The following is a 19,699-nucleotide window of genomic DNA, read 5'->3' on the forward strand; positions in this document are numbered from 1 at the left end:
AGTTTCACTTTATTTCTTTTTCTTCTTTTTACCTTTATTTTTATTTGACTTCTTTGCCTGCTTCTTTTTCGCTGGCACATCAAGATAACGGACGTTTGTTGTCTTCATTAGATACAGCATGATAATAATCCCTGCTATAATCGTTAGAATGGAGACAACCTGTGCTGTCCTGAGTTCCCCAATAATGTATAAACTATCTGCGCGCAGTCCTTCAATAAAGAACCGTCCAATAGAATAGGTAACTGCATACGATAAGAAAACCATTCCACGCCTCGGGTTCATTCTGCGGAAAAATAATAATCCGAAAAATATCAGGAAGTTCCAGGTAGATTCATATAAAAATGTCGGATGATACATGACACCATCAATCACCATCTGATTCATAATAAAATCCGGCAAATACTGATGAAAGCTTTCATATGTAGCTTCTGAAATCGGACCGCCATGCGCTTCCTGATTCACAAAATTTCCCCAGCGCCCAATTGCCTGTCCCAGTATTAAGCTCGGGGCAACGATATCAGCAAGCCGCCAAAATGAAATTTTCTTTACTTTTGCAAAAACGATCGCTGTAATAACTCCGCCGATAATCGCTCCATGGATAGCAATACCGCCTTCCCAGACAGCGAATATCTTCCATAACGGACCGTTTGCGTATTGATCAAATTCAAAAAATACATAATAAATTCTTGCTGAAATAATCGCAATCGGCACGGCAAAGATAATGAAATCCATAATGATTTCTTTGCCAAGTCCGACCCTTTCTGCCTCCCTCGTCGCTAAATAAACTGCAAGTATAGCTCCAATAGCAATAATGATTCCGTACCAGTATATGGTTAATGGACCAATTTCTAAAAATACACGGTCAATAGGAGCTGCTGTCCCAACCATCCATACCTACCTCCTATTGTGATTCTAAATCACCTTGTTCTATCATTTTTGTTAAACGATCTGAAAATTCCTCTGCTGTGTTCACGCCCATCCTTTTTAAACGGAAATTCATAGCAGCTACTTCAATAATAACAGCCAGGTTTCTCCCGGGTCTGACTGGTATCGTTGCTTTTGGCAAATGAACATCCATAATCTTCATCGTATCCTCATCTAAACCTAAGCGGTCGTACTGCTTCTTTTCATCCCAAATTTCTAGCTGAATAACCATAGATATCTTTTTTTGACTGCGAATGGAACTGGCTCCAAATAATGTCATAACATTAATAATACCCAAGCCCCGAATCTCCAGCAAATGTTCAATAAGCGCAGGTGCATTTCCAATCAGACTCTCATAATCCTCTTGCCTGATTTCTACATTATCATCCGCTACAAGCCGGTGTCCCCGCTTGACTAATTCCAATGCAGTCTCACTTTTACCGACACCGCTTTGTCCGATAATTAAAACGCCGACGCCATAAATATCGATTAAAACACCATGTACTGCTGTAAATGGCGCAAATTTAGATTCTAAGTAATTGGTTAAACGGCTTAATACCCGCGTAGTTGTCCGCGGTGATTGTATGATAGGAACACCAGAATGCTTCGATGCTTCAAAAAATTCTTCCGGTACATCCATCCCGCGGGAAATAATAATCCCTGGTGTTACATCCGTACATAGATTTTCAGCACGCTGCTTTCTTTCCTCCGCACTTAACCCCAGAAAGTAAGCTAATTCTGTCTTTCCGATCAATTGCAGGCGTTCTCTCGGATAATAATCAAAAAAGCCTGTCATTTCTAATCCCGGGCGTGAAATATCACTTGTGATAATTTCACGGTGAATCCCCTCTTCTCCTGCTACCAGTTGTAAATTAAACCTGTCCAATAAATCCTTTGTACAGACGGTCGATACCATTTTGAAGCTCCTCTCTTCAACAAAGCTAACTGATATACATTTTAGCATAATCCATTTAAAAAACGTAGGGGAGAAGTTTTTTAATCCTATATGTTTCATAAAAGAAAAGATCGTGAAATTTTTTCCTTTCTGGCTTTTCTATATACAATATTCCTTTATTTCATCATTTTTATAAGTAAGCCCTTGCCATTTTTAAAAATCGCTGTATAATATTGCATAATATATAACCGTGGATGAAGAGAGTAATTATATTTCCTGTGTGTTAGCGAATCGGGAGCTGGTGGAAGCCTGATGATACAGAATATAATGAAGCGCACTTCGGAGGTGCTGTCTGAACAACGAGTAGGATGTGCCGGGTAATTCCGTTATCGATATGACAAGAAGGTTCTTTTTTATTTTTCGAGAAGGATAATGCTTTATGAACATAAGGAAAGCTTGATAAACCAAGCCTGAGAAGGTGCAGATTTGCCTTAGCTGGGACTGGGACTGCGATTACTCGCCCCATCGAAGAGCTTTTGCGATTACTCATCCCACCGAAAACCATTGCACTTTCATCGACTAAGTACAGCCACATCGTTGTAGCCTACGCCGATACTAGGGCATCGTATCCGTCGTACTTTATTCCTTAATTTCTTTATACTTAAAGTGTAACAAAGAACAATTAGAGTGGTACCGCGGATAAACCCGTCTCTATGTGACAGCATGGAGACGGGTTTTTTTATGGTTTTATAAAATGAAACAGGAGGAGTTATACGATGAATTATCGACAACAATTTGCGGAGGAGATTTATACCCAGTTAGAAAAGAAACTAGACATGGATGAGATTATTCCATTGATTGAGGAGCCAAAATATAATACGCATGGTGATTTAGCCTTTCCCTGCTTTACACTTGCAAAAAAGCTCCAGAAAGCTCCCCGGCAAATCGCTATGGAGTTATCTGAGAAAGTATCTGCTCCTTTTTTAGAAAAGACTGTTGCTGCAGGCCCTTATCTGAATGGATTTTTAAACAAGGAAATCGTCAGTAAACAGGCAATGGAACACATTAATAAAGAGCAGGAAAACTACGGTTCACTTTCTGCAGGTGCTGAAAAGACAATTACTATCGATTTCTCATCACCGAATATTGCCAAGCCTTTCTCTATGGGACATTTACGCTCTACTGTAATTGGCAATGCACTTGCAAATATATCAGAAAAATGCGGCTATAAAGCAATTCGTATCAATCATCTTGGCGATTGGGGTACACAATTTGGCAAGCTTATTACTGCTTATCAGCTATGGGGATCAGAAGAGAAAGTACGGGAGAATCCGATTAAAGAACTTTTTCATCTCTATGTTTCCTTTCATGAACAGGTGGAAAAGCAGCCCCATTTAGAGGATGAAGCCCGCTTCTGGTTCAAACAATTAGAATCAGGAAACGAAGAAGCACTTCAGCTGTGGAAATGGTTCAGAGAAGAATCTTTAAAAGAATTTGCGAAAATTTATGAGCTGTTAAATATCAAATTTGATTCCTATGATGGAGAAGCATTCTATAACGATAAGATGGATGATGTTGTCCAGGAATTAAAAGCAAAAGATCTTCTGTCTCACTCGGATGGAGCTGAGGTAGTTGATTTAACGGATGAGAAATTACCGCCATGCTTAATCAAAAAGAAGGATGGTGCTACCCTTTACGCAACCAGAGATTTAGCAGCAGCTATTTATCGCAAAAAAACCTATCAGTTTGACAAGTCATTCTATATTGTCGGTCAGGAGCAGCGCCTGCATTTCCAGCAGCTATTCCTTGTGCTTCAAAAAATGGGATATAACTGGGCAGCAGAATTAAAGCATGTTCCTTTTGGCTTTATATTAAAAGACGGAAAGAAGATGTCGACCAGAAAAGGGAAGGTTGTGCTGCTGGAAGATGTTATCAAGGAAGCCATTAACCTGGCTTATCAAAACATTGAAGCCAAAAATCCAGCACTGATAAATAAAGAAGAAGTAGCAAAAATGGTCGGTGTCGGCGCGATTATTTTTCACGACTTAAAAAATGAACGCCAAAATAATATTGAATTTAATCTGGATGAGATGCTAAGATTTGAAGGGTCTACGGGACTTTATGTGCAATATACACACGCCCGTGCCTGCTCAATACTTCGTAAAGCTCCTTCTGAAAATAACCTGGCTATCGGCGGGCTCACCGATTCATACAGCTGGCCCATCATCAAAACATTGATGGATTTTCCAGATGTTATTGAAAAAAGCTTTCAACAGGCGGAAGCTTCTGTGGTTGCCAAGTATGTGCTGAAATTAAGTCAGGAGTTCAATAAATATTATGGTTATATCAAGATTTTAGCTGATGATGCAGAGCAAAGCAGCAGGCTGGCATTGGTGAAATCTGTTACGATTGTTTTGAAAGAAGGGTTGAGATTACTTGGAATCAAAGCTCCTGAAAAACTGTAAAAAACCTGTTTGGTTATCATGATTTATAGGTATCGGGGGGATGTTAATTCCATTTTCCTAAATTGCAATAGTAACTATAAAAGCATCATATATATTCAAATTCGTCCTTGCACTTCACGTTACGGAAACCGTTATACTTAACGGTAAAGGAGCTGATACAGATGTATACGATTGGTGAATTTGGAGCAAAAACGGGATTTTCCACACGAACGCTGCGATTTTATGAGGAGCTTGGTATTCTGTACCCAAGCAAAAGAACGGAAAGTGGTCACCGTCTGTATGGATTGGAAGAGCTGGCAATCTTACAGCGCATTCAATCATTGAAGTTTATTGGCTATTCTCTGCAGGAAATTAAAGAAATGCTGGATAAAGAAGACATCACGTTAGCAAATTTTGCAGATTCTCTGCCTGTCCAAAGAAAGGTTTTAGTTCATAAACGGGAAGAATTAGACAGGGCGATTGCAGCTATTGAGCATGTGCAAACGCTTTTGGATGAGGACTTTCCGTTAGATTGGACCGTGCTCACCTCGCTGCTCCACGGTATGGAATTTGAAGAGGAGCAAAAGGCATGGATGAAAGAGCATTTTCCAGATGATTTTTCACCTCTTTTTATAGATATACCAAAGGAAGAACGCAAGAAATTAGATCGAGAATCGCTATCCATCCTGGCTGATGTAAAAAAGCTGATGCGAGATAATGTTCCACCGCATGCTCCTGAAGCGCAGCAGGTGCTTGTAAATTTCAGTGAGCTATTCCTAAAAATGATTCCTGAGGATGTCATAACAGAAAATATGGATAAATGGGAAAAGCAGCTGGAATCTGCTCCTGAAGCGGATGACTTTATTGCTCCAACTTTTTGGTCAAAAGAGGAAGAAGCATATGTAGAGGAAATAGCAAAAGCAATGGAGCAGAAGTATGAGGGAGATAAGGAAAAATAATGGAGTGAAAAAGTCCGGAGCTTTGCTCTATATAAAATAGACATTGTCCGAACTTTTTCATTCGATTTTTTACAAATTCTAAAGATTGCTATCTTGCTTTACCATCTAAGGTATTTTTTGTCTCACCCAGTTTATTCAATCGCAATATATATTTCTACCTGCCCATTTTCCGGAGCCATATCACCGCTGTAATATTCAAAATCACCAGTAAAGGTTCGCTGATTTTCAGGCAGCTGCTGCCACTCCCAAATAGCTGCCCAAGCTTGTTGAATCTTTTCCACAACAGGTCCCTTCTCCGTTTTAAATACAGCATATGTTGCTTCCGGCACGGTATAGGTCTGTATTCCTTCTACGTTCTGAATGCTAGCTTCATCCTCTACCTGTACACTTACCATAATTTCATAAGCGCCCTTATCCTCCTGCTCATAATGAAAATAACAGCTGTAATTCCCTGCTTCGCGAATATTCACACCCAATTTTTCTCCAATATTCTCTGTGAAAAAGCGTTCAAATAACGTGCCTATCTTTCCATTTCCAAGCTGCTCTGCTTCATTTGTAGTCACTGCACTGACTCCCGCCAAAGTAAAGGCTGGTCGCTTTTCAATACGAACCGGCTTTATTTTTTCTGCTGGCAATTTATCTCGCTTCATCATCTATCCATCTCCTCATCATTTTTATAATAGCTATTATAAAGCAGAAAACCTGACAGCTATCTGTCAGGTTTAGGTATCTTTTTTATACAATTTACTAATTTGTTCCGCACGATCTGCAATGATCTCCCGTAAATGAACAGGCTCTAATACTTCCACATAGGGACCAAAGCCGAGAATAAAGCTGTATAACCATTCATCCTCCGGGTAGGCTTTCTTTACTTGCCATGACCCGTCAGCTGCAGGGATGAGTTCCTCTGCATCAAACCAATCTTCTGCTAAATGGCGTGCCTCTTCCTGAAAGCGTAAAACCACCTCATTACCAGCAGCAATAGCTGATTGTTTTCCCGTTATGTGATTTTGCTCTGGTAAAGGACGACGAGGAAATGTCGTTTCTAAATCAACCAATACGTTTTTCATTCTCCGTAATTTAAATAAACGGAATTGCTTCCTCTCCAGACAGTATGCCTGTATATACCATTGCCTCCCTTTAAGAATCAGGGTATGCGGTTCTACAGTCCGCTTGGTAATTTTCCCTCCCGCATCCGAATATGTAAATGCCATTACCAAACATTGGTCAATTGCTTTTTCAATGCTTTCCAGCTTTACTTGAAGGCTTTTACTTTTATCCCAGGGAGCATAATCAATGAGTACCCTGCTCGTTTTATTCTGAAAAGCTTCTGCATCACTGGAACGCACGACACTATTCATTTTTTCCATCAATTGCTGATACTGCTCTTTTTCATAGGAAGTTGAAATACTGCGGAGTGCAGTCACAATCGCTGCCAGCTCATCATTGGTCAGCAGATTACGATCCAATCGATAACCTTCTGCCAGTCCAATACCGCCATGAACTCCTTGATAGGTTACGATGGGAATGCCGGCTGCATTAATCGCATCAATATCCCGATAAATCGTCCGGACAGATACTTCAAATCGTTCTGCCAAATCCTTTGCCTGTAACATACGATGATTTATTAATAAAATAATGATAGATAGCAGTCTTTCTAATTTCATGGCATTCTCTCCTGACAAAAATAAGATAACCAGCCTAAGTTGTATACATAAGAAAAAGACCAGGTAAAACCTGACCTTCTCTTCTTACCTTATATCCCGAACAACACTGTTTAAAATCATTGTAATTAACGAAATAACAATAGACGCAATAAGCGCGGTACCAAATCCGTCAATGACAAACGCAGAGCCGATTAATGCCTGGGTAATCATTAAGGTAATCGCATTGATAACAATTAAGAATAAACCAAATGTAATCACCGTGATTGGCAATGTTAAGATGATTAAAATTGGTTTTACAAAAATATTCAGGATAGCTAAGATAAAGCTGGCTAAAAGCGCTGTGCCAAATCCCTCGAGTTGAAAGGAATCAAAAATCTGAGCAACTGCTATTAGCGCTACGGCATTTAAAACGAGTGAAACAATTCCCCGAAGTAACATTAATACACGTCTCCTTTAGGCATAATAAATGCAGCAATCACATAAACAATTGCTAACGTTGAAAAGCTCGGGATTAGTAATATTAAAAAGATAATACGGAGTAATGTCGGATCTACATTTAAATATTCTCCTAACCCGCCAAGTACCCCTGCCAGAAATTTATTTGATTCTGATCGATGTAACTTTTTCATCGTCATACCTCCCTCCACGTTTTTTGTCTATTTATTCATGATTATATGCTCTTCTATACTTTCATACGAAAATAGAAATGAAAAAGTTTCATTTCTAGAGGACGTTCAAAAAGCCCAACAAAAATAACATGGCGAATTTCTGCGTTGACGTGGCTTTTCCGATGGGGCTGGGACTGCGATTACTCGTCCCACCGAAGAGCTTGTGCGAGCACTCGCCCCACCAAGAGCGTTACTCACGTATTTAAAAGCATGGGGGAACTTCTACTAAGAACGCCCACATCGTGTGGGCAACGTAGAAATCACCACATCCTGTGGAAGCCCGTTCGTAAAAGCCAAGTCGCCTTGAACTTTCGACGCACAGGACGTGCTAGTGTCGGTGTTGCGACAGTTCTTTACGGTGGGGTGAGTAATCGCAACCCCAGGACGTCGCGTTTTTAACCGACTGATTCTTTTTATCGGACTTTTTGAACACACATTTCTATTTTCCCACTTCGTATTCTTTTTAAACAATCCGATTATTTTTCGTCATTCTTATCGAACTCCCAAAGATAAAAACGTTCGATTGCCTGATTTTCAATTAATTCTTTTTTCACTTCTTCATCTAAATCATCCAGCTGTTTATACCAGCCGAACATGCCAGCCACCTGTGAATCATGTGACAGGATTGTTTGCAGCTTTTTATCAAAATAATCATGAATATCATGCTTTATATCAGGTGCTCCCAAGGCTTCTTCATGTCCATTTGAAAAGGCTTGAGCCCATATTTTAGGTCTTTCTTCCGGATTCATATCTTCTACTGCCTGAATTGCAGCGGCTCCTAACGAATTATGATCTGGATGTACGGCATAACCAGGATAATGCGTAATCACAAGAGAAGGTTTAATCTCTTCTAAATAGCCTCTTAAATGATCTGCAACCTCCTGCTTATCTTCAAATTCAATTGTTTTATCGCGGTATCCCAGCATCTTCAGCTCCATATCCAATGTAGCACATGCTTGTTTTAATTCTTTTTTGCGAATCTCCGGTAAAGATTCTCTATTGGCAAACGTCGGATTTCCCATATTTCTTCCCATTTGCCCTAACGTCCCGCATAAATATGTCACTGGCACACCCTCCGCACGAAACTTTGCAACAGACCCAGCAGCTCCAAATGCTTCATCGTCCGGATGCGGAAAAATAACGACAACATGTTTTTCCATTACTTTCACCTATCCTTCTAGTGTAAAAACATCCATTTTATTTATTCTATTTTCTATTGTTGAAAAGGCGTTTCACTAATCTCTAAAGCTACCATTAACCGGCCTTCCCTATCATGGCCAGCCAGCAGTAATTGATTTTCCTGATAGATGGTCCAGTCAGTTAACCCTTCTGCATAAATCCAGCCAAGCTCCATTTTTAAGCCGACACGATAAGAGCTCCCGTCTCCTATAATCTTTGCCTGCTTATAGGTTACTTTCGTATTCCGAATATATGCTCCGACTGTATATGCATTGGCGTCTAAATGATTCGCATAAGCACCATTTGTTGTTTCTAAATGTATATATACTTCTTTATCTAAATAATTGTCCAGCATTTGTTGAACTTTTTCTATTTCTATCGGTTTCATGCTCTAACCTCCAATTCTATTCTTTTACTTTATCGAAATGCAGACCAAGCGTCAATTAGATAGCTTCATCAACATGAAAATACTATTTTCCCACATTGCCTTCAAAAATACCTGCTCTCTATTAGGAGTATATTCAGTTTCTTTTATAACAAAGTATTCCGATTGAATTTTTACAAATTCCTGATGAAACCAACCAATTTTTCTGAAGAATAGCTATGATTTGCTTATAAAAAACTGGATGAAAGCAAAATCCACCTAAAGAGCAAAATTATACTCTCCAGATGGATCCGTTTCATTTTATTTGCTGGCAACTTTCTCTTTCACCATTTCACTCATACGTTCTTTATCCCGTTCAAGTACAGGACCAAGATATTTTCCTGTATAAGAAACATCCGCCTGCTCCGCAATTTTTTCCGGCGTTCCCGTAGCAATGATCTGACCGCCGCGGTCTCCGCCTTCCGGACCTAAATCAATAATATGATCCGCACTTTTAATCACATCTAAATTATGTTCGATAATTAAGACAGAATCCCCATTATCAACGATTCTCTGCAGAACATCCAGTAACCGGCGGATATCTGCAACATGGAGTCCGGTTGTCGGTTCATCCAGAATATAAAAAGTCTTTCCATTGGAGCGTTTATGCAGTTCACTTGCTAATTTTACACGCTGTGCTTCCCCGCCTGATAGGGTTGTCGCCGGCTGCCCCAGTTTAATATAACCCAGACCGACATCATAAATCGTCTGCAGCTTCCGTTTAATTTTTGGAATAGCTGAGAAAAACTCTAACGCTTCCTCAATACGCATATCCAACACATCTGAAATATTCTTCCCTTTATACTTCACTTCCAGAGTTTCCCGGTTATAACGCGCTCCGTCGCAAACCTCACAAGGCACATACACATCCGGCAGAAAATGCATTTCGATCTTGATAATGCCGTCTCCACGGCAGGCTTCACAGCGCCCGCCTTTCACATTAAAGCTGAAACGGCCTTTTTTATAGCCCCGGACCTTGGCCTCGTTTGTTTGGGCAAACACATCACGAATATCATCAAATACACCGGTATACGTCGCCGGGTTAGAACGGGGCGTTCTTCCAATTGGCGATTGGTCAATATCAATGACCTTTTCAATATGCTCGATTCCTTTCATACTGCGATGCTTACCAGGCTTCACTTTGCCTTTATATAATTCTTTTGCTAAAGATTTATAGATAATCTCATTAACAAGTGTACTTTTACCGGAACCGGAAACACCCGTTACAACCGTCATCAGACCAATCGGTATGTCGGCCGATACATTTTTCAAATTATTTTCTGATGCTCCGGTTACTTTTATTTTGCGCTTGTCCGCTTTTTTACGTTTGGAAGGGACAGGGATAAATTCTTTTCCGGATAAATAACGGCCGGTTAATGAATTTTCATTAGCCATCACATTCTCTGGCGTATCACTGGCAACAATTTCTCCACCATGCTCACCGGCACCAGGTCCAATATCGATCAGCCAGTCCGCTGCCAGCATCGTATCTTCATCATGCTCAACCACGATTAGCGTATTATCTAAATCACGCATCTGTTTAAGCGTTTCAATCAGGCGGTCATTATCACGCTGATGCAGTCCTATAGAAGGCTCGTCAAGTACATAAAGAACACCTGTCAGCGCCGAGCCAATCTGTGTAGCCAGACGGATCCGCTGTGCTTCCCCGCCCGAAAGTGTTCCTGCTGAACGGGATAAAGTTAAATAATCTAAACCGACATTATTTAAAAATGACAGCCGATTATCAATCTCTTTTAAGATTAAACGTGCAATCTGGCGGTCCTTTTTACTTAAATCAAGCTGTTTGAAAAAGTCCATTGATTCTAAAATAGAAAAATCAGTTATGTGACTGATATGCTTCCCGTCAATTAATACAGCAAGAGCTTCTTTATTCAGACGATGCCCCTTACAGGTTGGACAATTTTTCTGTGCCATGTATTTTTCTAATGTCTCACGGATAAAATCAGAAGAAGTCTCTTTATACCTGCGCTCAACATTCTTCAGTACACCTTCAAAAGTAACATCCTTCGTACGGGAGCTCCCAAAATCATTCTCATAATGAAAATGAATTTTTTCTTTTCCGCTTCCATATAAAATTTTGTCCATTTGCTCCTCAGGGATATCTTTAACAGGAACATCCATCGGAATATGATAATGATCACAGACACTTTTCAAAAGCTGCGGATAATACTGCGAGCTGATTGGCTCCCACGGTGCAATCGCGTGCTCATTTAACGTCTTATCCCAATTAGGAATAACCAGATCAACATCGACTTCAAGCTTTGTCCCTAATCCATCACAGCTCGTGCAGGCGCCGAAAGGGCTGTTAAAGGAGAATAAACGCGGTTCTAATTTACTGATAGAAAAACCGCAGATGGGACAGGCATGATTTTCACTGAACATGAGCTCTTCATCATCAATGACATCCACAATTGCATTTCCTTCTCCTAATTTAAGCGCAGCTTCCAGGGAATCACTCAGACGGCTTTCTATTCCGCTTTTAATAACGATACGGTCAATAACTACCTCAATAGAGTGTTTTTTATTTTTCTCTAATTTAATATCGTCTGTAACTTCCATCATATCGCCATCTATACGTACACGCACATAGCCTTGTTTTTTCAAGTCTTCTAATACTTTTACATGCTCTCCCTTTCTGCCTGAGACCACAGGAGATAAAATCTGCATTTTCGTTCTTTCTGGATATTCCAGCACCCGATCAACCATTTGCTGCACTGTTTGTGAACTGATTTCAATACCATGCTTCGGACAGGTCGGTTTCCCAACGCGTGCATAAAGCAGGCGTAAATAGTCATAAATCTCTGTCACTGTTCCAACTGTCGATCTGGGATTTTTACTGGTTGTTTTCTGATCTATCGAAATTGCCGGAGACAGCCCTTCTATTACATCAACATCCGGTTTATCCATTTGTCCTAAAAACTGTCTTGCATAAGCAGATAAGGATTCAACATATCTGCGCTGTCCTTCTGCATAAATCGTATCAAATGCGAGGGATGATTTCCCGGAACCAGAAAGCCCAGTCAGAACAACTAATTTATTTTTAGGAATATCTACATCTATATTTTTTAAATTATGCGCTCTGGCACCTTGAATTTTTATAGATTTGCTTGGCATAAAAAACTCATCCTTCCGCTTTTAGCTCCAAGAGAACATCCCGCAATTCTGCTGCTTTCTCGAAGTCTAGATTTTTGGCTGCTTGCTTCATTTCTTTTTCCATTTTCTCGATGACTTTCTGTTTTTCCTTCTTCGTCATCTTCTTCACTTGTTTTGCTTCTGATTCATACACTTCCGGTGCTTCCGCAGCAATCGTTGCCTGAATAACATCCCGGACTTCTTTACGAATGGTTTTTGGTGTAATACCATGCTTTTCGTTATACTCCTGCTGAACGGTACGGCGGCGATTTGTCTCATCAATCGCTTTTTGCATGGAGTCCGTCATTTTATCAGCATACATAATGACTTTCCCGTGCTCATTTCGCGCAGCACGTCCCATGGTCTGGATTAAGGAACGTTCTGAGCGAAGAAAACCTTCTTTATCTGCATCTAAAATGGAAACTAAAGATACTTCCGGAATATCTAAGCCTTCCCGGAGAAGGTTAATCCCGACCAGCACATCGAATTTCCCGACACGCAGATCACGAATAACCTCAATCCGCTCCAGAGTTTTAATTTCAGAATGCAGGTAAGCAACCTTCATCCCAATTTCTTTTAAGTAATCGGTTAAGTCCTCCGACATCTTCTTTGTTAAAGTAGTGATTAACACTCGTTCATTACGCTCTATCCGCTTGTTAATTTCACCAATTAAATCATCAATCTGTCCTTCAATTGGACGGACTTCCACCTCTGGGTCCAGTAATCCTGTCGGACGGATAATCTGTTCTGTCATTTCCGGTGAATGCTCTAATTCATATGGTCCAGGCGTTGCAGAAACATAAACGAGCTGATTCGTCTTTTCCTCAAATTCTTCAAAACGTAATGGACGATTATCCATTGCAGAAGGCAATCTGAAGCCATGATCAACCAGAACCTGCTTCCGCGCCTGGTCTCCATTATACATACCGCGAATTTGCGGCAGTGTCACATGAGATTCATCAATAATCACTAAAAAGTCTTCCGGAAAGAAATCCAGTAAGGTATATGGGGTTGCACCTGCCTCCCGCAGTGTTAACGGACGTGAATAATTCTCAATTCCGGAGCAAAAGCCCATTTCCCGCATCATTTCTAAATCATAATTGGTTCGCTGCTCCAGACGCTGTGCTTCCAGCAGCTTACCGGCATCATTTAATTCCTTCAGCCGTTCTTCTAATTCTTTTTCAATATTTTTAATCGCAATTTTCATCTTTTCTTCACGGGTAACAAAGTGAGATGCCGGGAAAATAGCTACATGCTCACGATCACCGATAATCTCGCCGGTCAGAGCATCTACCTCACGAATCCGGTCAATCTCATCTCCAAAAAACTCTACACGGATACAATGTTCCTCATGAGAGGCGGGAATAATTTCAACTGAATCCCCGCGCACCCGAAATGTCCCGCGCTGAAAATTAATATCATTTCGGGCATATTGAACATCTACTAATTCCCGCAGCAGCTGATCTCTTTCTTTTTCCATGCCAAGTCTTAAGGAAAGTACCTGGCTCTTGTATTCTTCCGGATTACCTAACCCGTAAATGCACGATACACTCGCTACAATCAGTACATCATTCCGTTCAAAAAGTGCAGATGTAGCAGAGTGCCGCAATTTATCTATTTCATCATTAATACTTGCATCCTTTTCAATAAACGTATCTGTTGAAGGTACATAAGCTTCTGGCTGATAATAATCATAATAGCTTACAAAATACTCCACAGCATTGTTGGGAAAGAATTCTTTAAACTCACTATAAAGCTGCCCCGCCAGCGTCTTATTATGTGCAATAACAAGTGTCGGACGGTTAATTTCTTTGACAACATTGGACATGGTAAATGTTTTCCCCGTTCCGGTGGCTCCTAGCAGGGTCTGATGGCGCTGACCGGCAAGTACTTTTTCTACAATTTCTTTAATAGCTGCCGGCTGATCGCCTGCCGGTTCATAAGCAGAAACTAATTCAAAATGCTCCTTCATTCTATTTCCTCCGTTCCTTACAATAGCTATCTTCTATTATATCCTTTTCCCGGAAAACGAACAAGTATTCGATTTGTTTTTTTAGAAATTATATATTTTTTTGCTTATATCGTTTACGAGTTAATGCAGATTATCAGAAATGCCTGGGGAAATGTTGTTCATTTAACACACCAGCATATATAACTGATCCTATCAAATATTATCCTCTTAAAAAACTCCTATGTTCATTATAGCCCTTCTGTCAATCTTTCAATCCCCGTTTACAGTTGATAATGAAATAAAAAATGCTTGGACCGATTTGCAGCTGTCGTTCCAAGCATTTTTATTTTAGGATGCGTCATCGCTTTCCTCTCTTCTCTCTCTTCTTGCTTTAAAAGGCTCCTCTGCGAATTGAAAGCCTAGGGAGTGATGCTCGCCTTCATAAAGAGAGCATTGCACAAAACGGACCTCATCATCCTTATCCAGAACTTCCATTTTAATATAAGCCCCGCTTCCTTGCAGTGCTTCGTAAAAAGCTTGAGTTGACTGCACATTTTTTCCACCTACACGGTAAATCGTCTCACCAAGCTCTATTTCCAGCCTGTCTGCCGGGCTTTCCGGTAAAATACCAATCACTCTCAAGCCTTTTGGATGAGGCTGATAATACGGACGGCGTAAACGGTCACCTTCTCTATAGCGATAATTCAAATACTCTTTTCCGATAATTGCTAAGATCATAGCGGCCAGCGAAAGATAGGGGATAAACACTCCACTGACAGCAATAAGCAGAATACCTATTGCTAAGAATGTATTCGCCTTCGCAAGCTTGTAAATAGCATCCTGGTGATAATGTCCTTTTGCATTATAGTTAAAACCAATTAAAAATGGAATAAGAACTAAGCCTAATGTAGACTCCCCAATGGATAAATATGGCCACCACGGTGCAAAAGATGTGATTAACCCTTCAGGTACAAGCATAAGCAGCGGAACAGCTGTCAATCGTTTAATTTGCTGCTCTCCTACCCATACACCGCGGTCACTCAGTTGAATTCTTGGAAATGTATCTTGTTTTTCAATACGTTTAATAAATAAAGATTCTACAAAAAGAAGCAATCCTGCTAATACAGCCAATGCTGGAAGACTGCGTTCATAAACCAGGGAATAATCAAAAACATTCTGCATGTCAATCATATAAGGTGCAAAAAATAAAATTAAAAAAGTCAATCCTAACGTATAGCTGGGAGACAGCAATGTAAAACGTGTACTGATGCTTAAAATGATAAAGCTGAGAGCTAATACGAACAGTGTTTCATAGGAAAACACCATACCCACACTAATGATTACGGCAGATATTAATATTCCGCTGATTAGTGAGACAAGCCATGTCTGATGCCATTCAATGAACTTCGGATATATTTTTATTCCAAAATCATATCGCTCTCTTTTAATACGAAAATAACTTGCTATGGTTAATATAAATAAAAACCAGTATAATGCCGGGTTCAGAAAAAACTTACCTATACCTTTTGCCAGTTCAATAAGCCATGCTTCGATCAAAACTTCTCACCTGCTTTGCAAATACAATTTGTCAGATAAAGTAAACCTTCTTTCAGTGGGGAAATTTACAGATGATTATCTGTAAAAAAATTTGTTCATTCACCATCGTTCGATGAATGAACAAACCTCTTCTGTTATTGATAAAGCTCCTCTAAGGAGCGCTCCAGCTGCCTGTCATCCTCTCCATCCCGAATCTTTTCAATAACCTGTGTTTCAATTAAACCGCCCGTTTCTTCGTCAACTTCTCCAGTTACTTCCAGATCATTATCATCCTGGAATTCTTCTACAGCATTTTCTGTTTCTTCGTTAAAGTAACCATCTGTTCTTCCAGTATCATATCCCAGACCAGATAACATCACTTGCATATTCGCCACTGCCTCGCTTGTATGGTCAAAGGTGAGTGGCTCGTCATCTGTTACTTGAATCGGAATAGAATAGTAGTAGTCATCCTGTTTTTGTTCGATTGTCGGTTCCACTCCATCTCCATCAATCCAGACACCATTAGGAGATAACCATTTAAAGGTTGTCATTTTAACTGAACTGTCATCCCCCAGTGGAATAGCCTGCTGGACTGTACCTTTTCCGAAACTCGTTTCGCCAACAATATCATAATCAAGCTCTTTCATAGCAACAGCAATAATTTCAGAAGCAGAGGCACTGCCTTCGTCAATTAATACACTGATAGGATAGTCTTTCTCCTCATCTAAATCGGATACGTATTCTTCCGTGTTCCCATCCGCATCCTCTATTTGCAGATAAGGCATATCACTTGGGACGAATTGCTGTAAAATTTCTTCAGCAACATCTAATAATCCTCCAGGGTTTCCACGAACATCAATAACCAGACCATCAATACCTTGATTTTCTAAATCAGTCAGTTGTTCTTCAAACTCTTCACCTGTATGTTCAGAGAAGTTTGTAATTTGAATAACACCTGTATCCTTGCCATCCTCTGTGTGTATTTCACTATACACCGTTTCAACTGGAATCGTATCCCGTTGAATCGTAACTTCAAATGAATCAGAAACACCTGAACGCTGTATTTCTAACACAACATCGGTTCCTTTTTCTCCACGAATTTTAGCAACTGCTTCATTTACATTTAATCCTTCAATACTTTCTCCATCCACACTTAAAACTTGATCATTTGGGCGCAATCCTGCTTTTTCTGCAGGAGACTCTTTCATTGGCGATACAATTGTAATATAACCATCTACCTCACTGACCTCTGCACCAATTCCTTCAAAGGATGACTCAATCTGCTCATTGAACTGCTTCATCATTTCACTATCTAAGTAAGACGTGTGGGGATCTTCCAGTGTAGAAAGCATCCCTTCAATAGCTCCTTCCACCAGCTCGTTATCATCTACATCTTCTATATAGTTTGATTTAATCAAATCAAAGGTTTGAGAAATTTTATTTAAATCTGCTGGCAATTCAGTATCCGAATCTTCATTGTCATTACTCAATGTAGCTCTTTCCGTATTCGATATCTCTAAGGTAGAGTTATCCTCTTGATTCCCGGCTAACTTGACTCCACCGTAACCACCTAATACACCGATAAGTAATGCACCGATGAATATCAGGATGATTTTCGATTGATTAAGCTTCATTTCTACACCTCTTTATTGCTTCAAAAGCTTGCATCTACCTCTGAAGTTAAATTAATATATACCTCACCAAAGGTATGTCACTGTTCTTATTCTTCCATAATACCTGCTCTCTTAAGCTGAAAAACTTCGTCACCTTCATCTTCGGCGTACAACGCTTTTTAGTGGGACGGGTAATCGCAATGCTCTTCGACAGGAAGAGTAATCGCAAAATCGCAGTCCCAGTCCCATGACGTCTAAGACCTTAGCTGACTATCTCTTTTTCGGCACTTCTGAGAATATGCACTTCTTTACTAAAATGTTTCTCTTTATTTCTGATAAGGAAATCATATCATGTTATGAAAGGAATGACTACGATTTTACACACAAACTTCATCAAGAAATCTACTTCCCGAATTATTCAAAGCCTAAATCTGACAACCTTATCAAAAAAGAAGAAATCCGGACTAATTCAATTTCTAAATAGAAGAAAAAGAAGTAATAGTTCGGATTTCTCGTTTGATAGACTGCTTTATTCTATATTTTATTCACTGCATTAATTAATATAACCTGCCGGGTTTACAGGGTTCTTGTAACCTCCAGGGTGTATTTCAAAATGAAGATGGACACCGGTGGATCCTCCAGTATTCCCCATCACACCAATCTGATCGCCCTGACTTACTGTTTGCCCGCTAGATACAGTATAGCTATCCAAATGTGCATACAATGTAGTATAATCCTGGCCATTGATAGTATGTGTAACCATCACAGTATTACCGTATCCGCTCATTGAACCAGTAAAGGCAACCACACCATCTGCTGCAGCGCGAATCACTTTATCCGCTTCTCCAGCTTGTCCAAAATCTATTCCATTATGCGGTCTGACATCTCCATGAATTGGATGCACTCGGTTCGGGTTAAAAGGAGAAGTCGTCGGACCGGAAGTCGGGCGAATAAAACCAGAACTATTGCTTGGTGGTGCACTATCTGATTTTACCTCTCCTGAAGCGCTGCTGGCAACTTGTACATCCCCTGCACTCTCACTTTCCGATTCACCGGAAGAATCATTACTTTCTGATTCGTTCTCTTCCGGTTCTACGCTTTCTTGTTCCTGATTTCGTTCCTGTACTTGCTCTTGCTGCTTCGCTTCTTCTTGACGTTCTTCCTCAGCTTGGCGATTTGCTTCCGCCTCTTCTGCCTGACGTTTTTCTTCTGCCTTACGCTCCGCTTCTGCTTCCGCCTCAGCTTGGGCACGCGCTGCCTCTTCTGCTTCCTTCTGCTCTAATTCTTCTTTCTTACTTTGGGCGGATTCCAATGCAACTTGTTTTGCTCTGGTTTGAGCATCAATTAACTGCTGTTCTTCTTCAGCTGTTAATTTCACTTCCTGAATTTCATCATATTCAATTTCCAAGTCAGCCAATAATGTTTCTCTATCAGAAATTTGTTCATCTAATTGGTCTTGTAATACAAGCAGTTCATCATGTTGGGCTTCAAGTGCTGCCTTATTTTCTTCTACAGCAACTTTATTTTCTTCAACAGTTGTCTTGCTAACTTCCAGTTCTTCTTTGTCATCTTCCAGCTGTGCCTTATCGTTAGCTTGTTCTTCCAAAATAGTTCTGTCGGAATCCATGATTCTATTAACAGCTGTGCTTCGCGATACAAATTCGCTGAAATTTTGCGCCCCGAAAATAACTTCTAAGTATTGAATCTCCCCGCCATTCTGCTGTATACTGCGAAGTCGATCTTTAATAAGTTTATCTCTTTGTTCAATTCGCTCTTCTAAATCATCTATATCTTCTATTAATTCTTCAATACGGTTTGACAATTCTTCAATTTCATTCGTCAAGTTCTCAATTTCTTGGTTGGTTTGCTCAATTTCGCCTTCTTTTGCAGTGATATCAGACTCGGTTTGTCTTAATTCTTCATCTATTGATAAGATTTCACTTTCCACCTCAGCCTGCTCTCTTTGATTTGATTCTAACTTTTCCTCAGACTCTTCTTGCTTTTTCTTTACTTCTTCTTTTTCTGATTTCAAATTAGATTTTTCTTCCTGTAATTCATTAATTTCATCTTCTACATCTTTTACAGATTCTGCTGAAACAGTATGTATTGGCGCTGCCGCAGCAAGCAATGCAACTAAGCTTCCTGCCGCAAATACTTGTAAGCTTCTCATATGTTGTTCTCCTCTCCATTATGTTTCTGCATTAAAAAATCAGCAAAACATGAATCCTTCGTTACAGCTGATTATTCTATTTTTAGAAAAACTCGTATTCGTTTATTAAGCGAATG

15 protein-coding genes and 1 other annotated feature are annotated in these 19,699 nt (G+C 40.0%); of the genes, 2 read left to right on the forward strand and 13 right to left on the reverse strand.

From position 1 onward, the window contains the following. Positions 1–9 precede the first annotated feature (9 nt). Positions 10–888 carry a prolipoprotein diacylglyceryl transferase gene (gene lgt, locus FLK20_RS03765; protein WP_152655222.1) on the reverse strand — a complete coding sequence of 293 codons (879 nt, stop codon included), beginning with the start codon at positions 886–888 and terminating at the stop codon, positions 10–12. Positions 889–901: 13 nt separating this feature from the next. Further along, positions 902–1,840 (reverse strand): HPr(Ser) kinase/phosphatase, encoded by a 939-nt coding sequence (hprK, locus tag FLK20_RS03770; protein WP_152655223.1) that lies wholly within the window; start codon positions 1,838–1,840, stop codon positions 902–904. Between the two features lie 221 nt (positions 1,841–2,061). Next, positions 2,062–2,535, forward strand: a binding site (T-box leader). Positions 2,536–2,595: 60 nt separating this feature from the next. On the opposite strand from hprK, the gene argS reads away from it, so the two are divergent. Both argS and FLK20_RS03780 read left to right on the forward strand, forming a co-directional pair. Then, the gene (gene argS, locus FLK20_RS03775) at positions 2,596–4,284 is read left to right on the forward strand and encodes an arginine--tRNA ligase (RefSeq protein ID WP_152655224.1); all 1,689 of its coding nucleotides are present in this window, start codon (positions 2,596–2,598) and stop codon (positions 4,282–4,284) included. A 161-nt stretch (positions 4,285–4,445) separates the two neighbouring features. Beyond that, positions 4,446–5,222: a MerR family transcriptional regulator gene (locus FLK20_RS03780; protein ID WP_152655225.1), complete on the forward strand. Its 777-nt coding sequence runs from the start codon at positions 4,446–4,448 to the stop codon at positions 5,220–5,222. A 131-nt stretch (positions 5,223–5,353) separates the two neighbouring features. Here FLK20_RS03780 and FLK20_RS03785 read toward each other — a convergent pair whose 3' ends face one another. The 11 genes from FLK20_RS03785 to FLK20_RS03835 form a co-directional block, all read right to left on the reverse strand. After that, the gene (locus FLK20_RS03785; RefSeq protein ID WP_152655226.1) at positions 5,354–5,875 is read right to left on the reverse strand and encodes a GyrI-like domain-containing protein; all 522 of its coding nucleotides are present in this window, start codon (positions 5,873–5,875) and stop codon (positions 5,354–5,356) included. A gap of 69 nt (positions 5,876–5,944) precedes the next feature. Further along, positions 5,945–6,889, reverse strand: a complete 945-nt coding sequence (locus FLK20_RS03790) for a helix-turn-helix transcriptional regulator (protein WP_152655227.1) — start codon at positions 6,887–6,889, stop codon at positions 5,945–5,947. 84 nt (positions 6,890–6,973) lie between these two features. Further along, a complete protein-coding gene (locus tag FLK20_RS03795) occupies positions 6,974–7,327 on the reverse strand; it encodes a phage holin family protein (RefSeq protein ID WP_152655228.1) in 354 nt (117 codons plus the stop codon). Next, positions 7,327–7,518: a PspC domain-containing protein gene (locus FLK20_RS03800; protein ID WP_152655229.1), complete on the reverse strand. Its 192-nt coding sequence runs from the start codon at positions 7,516–7,518 to the stop codon at positions 7,327–7,329. Before FLK20_RS03800 ends, FLK20_RS03795 begins: the two co-directional genes overlap by 1 nt. 515 nt (positions 7,519–8,033) lie before the next feature. Next, positions 8,034–8,717 (reverse strand): bacillithiol biosynthesis deacetylase BshB2, encoded by a 684-nt coding sequence (gene bshB2, locus FLK20_RS03805; RefSeq protein ID WP_152655230.1) that lies wholly within the window; start codon positions 8,715–8,717, stop codon positions 8,034–8,036. 53 nt (positions 8,718–8,770) lie between these two features. Next, on the reverse strand, positions 8,771–9,124 hold the full coding sequence (locus FLK20_RS03810; protein WP_152655231.1) for a YojF family protein: 354 nt from the start codon (positions 9,122–9,124) through the stop codon (positions 8,771–8,773). A gap of 297 nt (positions 9,125–9,421) precedes the next feature. Next, complete coding sequence (gene uvrA, locus FLK20_RS03815) at positions 9,422–12,295, reverse strand: excinuclease ABC subunit UvrA (protein WP_152655232.1); 2,874 nt, start codon at positions 12,293–12,295, stop codon at positions 9,422–9,424. A gap of 7 nt (positions 12,296–12,302) precedes the next feature. Continuing rightward, positions 12,303–14,285, reverse strand: coding sequence for an excinuclease ABC subunit UvrB (gene uvrB / locus FLK20_RS03820; protein WP_152655233.1), 1,983 nt, complete (start codon positions 14,283–14,285; stop codon positions 12,303–12,305). A 327-nt stretch (positions 14,286–14,612) separates the two neighbouring features. Then, positions 14,613–15,821 (reverse strand): PDZ domain-containing protein, encoded by a 1,209-nt coding sequence (locus FLK20_RS03825; protein ID WP_152655234.1) that lies wholly within the window; start codon positions 15,819–15,821, stop codon positions 14,613–14,615. Between the two features lie 134 nt (positions 15,822–15,955). Beyond that, positions 15,956–17,434 (reverse strand): S41 family peptidase, encoded by a 1,479-nt coding sequence (locus tag FLK20_RS03830; protein ID WP_152655235.1) that lies wholly within the window; start codon positions 17,432–17,434, stop codon positions 15,956–15,958. A 532-nt stretch (positions 17,435–17,966) separates the two neighbouring features. Beyond that, positions 17,967–19,583 (reverse strand): murein hydrolase activator EnvC family protein, encoded by a 1,617-nt coding sequence (locus FLK20_RS03835; RefSeq protein ID WP_152655236.1) that lies wholly within the window; start codon positions 19,581–19,583, stop codon positions 17,967–17,969. Positions 19,584–19,699: the final 116 nt, after the last annotated feature.

This window comes from Oceanobacillus sp. CFH 90083 (assembly GCF_009389585.1).
Classification (GTDB): Bacteria; Bacillota; Bacilli; order Bacillales; family Amphibacillaceae; genus Oceanobacillus.

What these genes read in the sequence shown, in the direction of transcription:
- lgt (WP_152655222.1), bottom strand. Translation starts at nt 888, where the DNA reads ATGGTTGGGACAGCAGCTCCTATTGACCGTGTATTTTTAGAAATTGGT.
- hprK (WP_152655223.1), bottom strand. Translation starts at nt 1,840, where the DNA reads ATGGTATCGACCGTCTGTACAAAGGATTTATTGGACAGGTTTAATTTA.
- argS (WP_152655224.1), top strand. Translation starts at nt 2,596, where the DNA reads ATGAATTATCGACAACAATTTGCGGAGGAGATTTATACCCAGTTAGAA.
- FLK20_RS03780 (WP_152655225.1), top strand. Translation starts at nt 4,446, where the DNA reads ATGTATACGATTGGTGAATTTGGAGCAAAAACGGGATTTTCCACACGA.
- FLK20_RS03785 (WP_152655226.1), bottom strand. Translation starts at nt 5,875, where the DNA reads ATGATGAAGCGAGATAAATTGCCAGCAGAAAAAATAAAGCCGGTTCGT.
- FLK20_RS03790 (WP_152655227.1), bottom strand. Translation starts at nt 6,889, where the DNA reads ATGAAATTAGAAAGACTGCTATCTATCATTATTTTATTAATAAATCAT.
- FLK20_RS03795 (WP_152655228.1), bottom strand. Translation starts at nt 7,327, where the DNA reads ATGTTACTTCGGGGAATTGTTTCACTCGTTTTAAATGCCGTAGCGCTA.
- FLK20_RS03800 (WP_152655229.1), bottom strand. Translation starts at nt 7,518, where the DNA reads ATGAAAAAGTTACATCGATCAGAATCAAATAAATTTCTGGCAGGGGTA.
- bshB2 (WP_152655230.1), bottom strand. Translation starts at nt 8,717, where the DNA reads ATGGAAAAACATGTTGTCGTTATTTTTCCGCATCCGGACGATGAAGCA.
- FLK20_RS03810 (WP_152655231.1), bottom strand. Translation starts at nt 9,124, where the DNA reads ATGAAACCGATAGAAATAGAAAAAGTTCAACAAATGCTGGACAATTAT.
- uvrA (WP_152655232.1), bottom strand. Translation starts at nt 12,295, where the DNA reads ATGCCAAGCAAATCTATAAAAATTCAAGGTGCCAGAGCGCATAATTTA.
- uvrB (WP_152655233.1), bottom strand. Translation starts at nt 14,285, where the DNA reads ATGAAGGAGCATTTTGAATTAGTTTCTGCTTATGAACCGGCAGGCGAT.
- FLK20_RS03830 (WP_152655235.1), bottom strand. Translation starts at nt 17,434, where the DNA reads ATGAAGCTTAATCAATCGAAAATCATCCTGATATTCATCGGTGCATTA.
- FLK20_RS03835 (WP_152655236.1), bottom strand. Translation starts at nt 19,583, where the DNA reads ATGAGAAGCTTACAAGTATTTGCGGCAGGAAGCTTAGTTGCATTGCTT.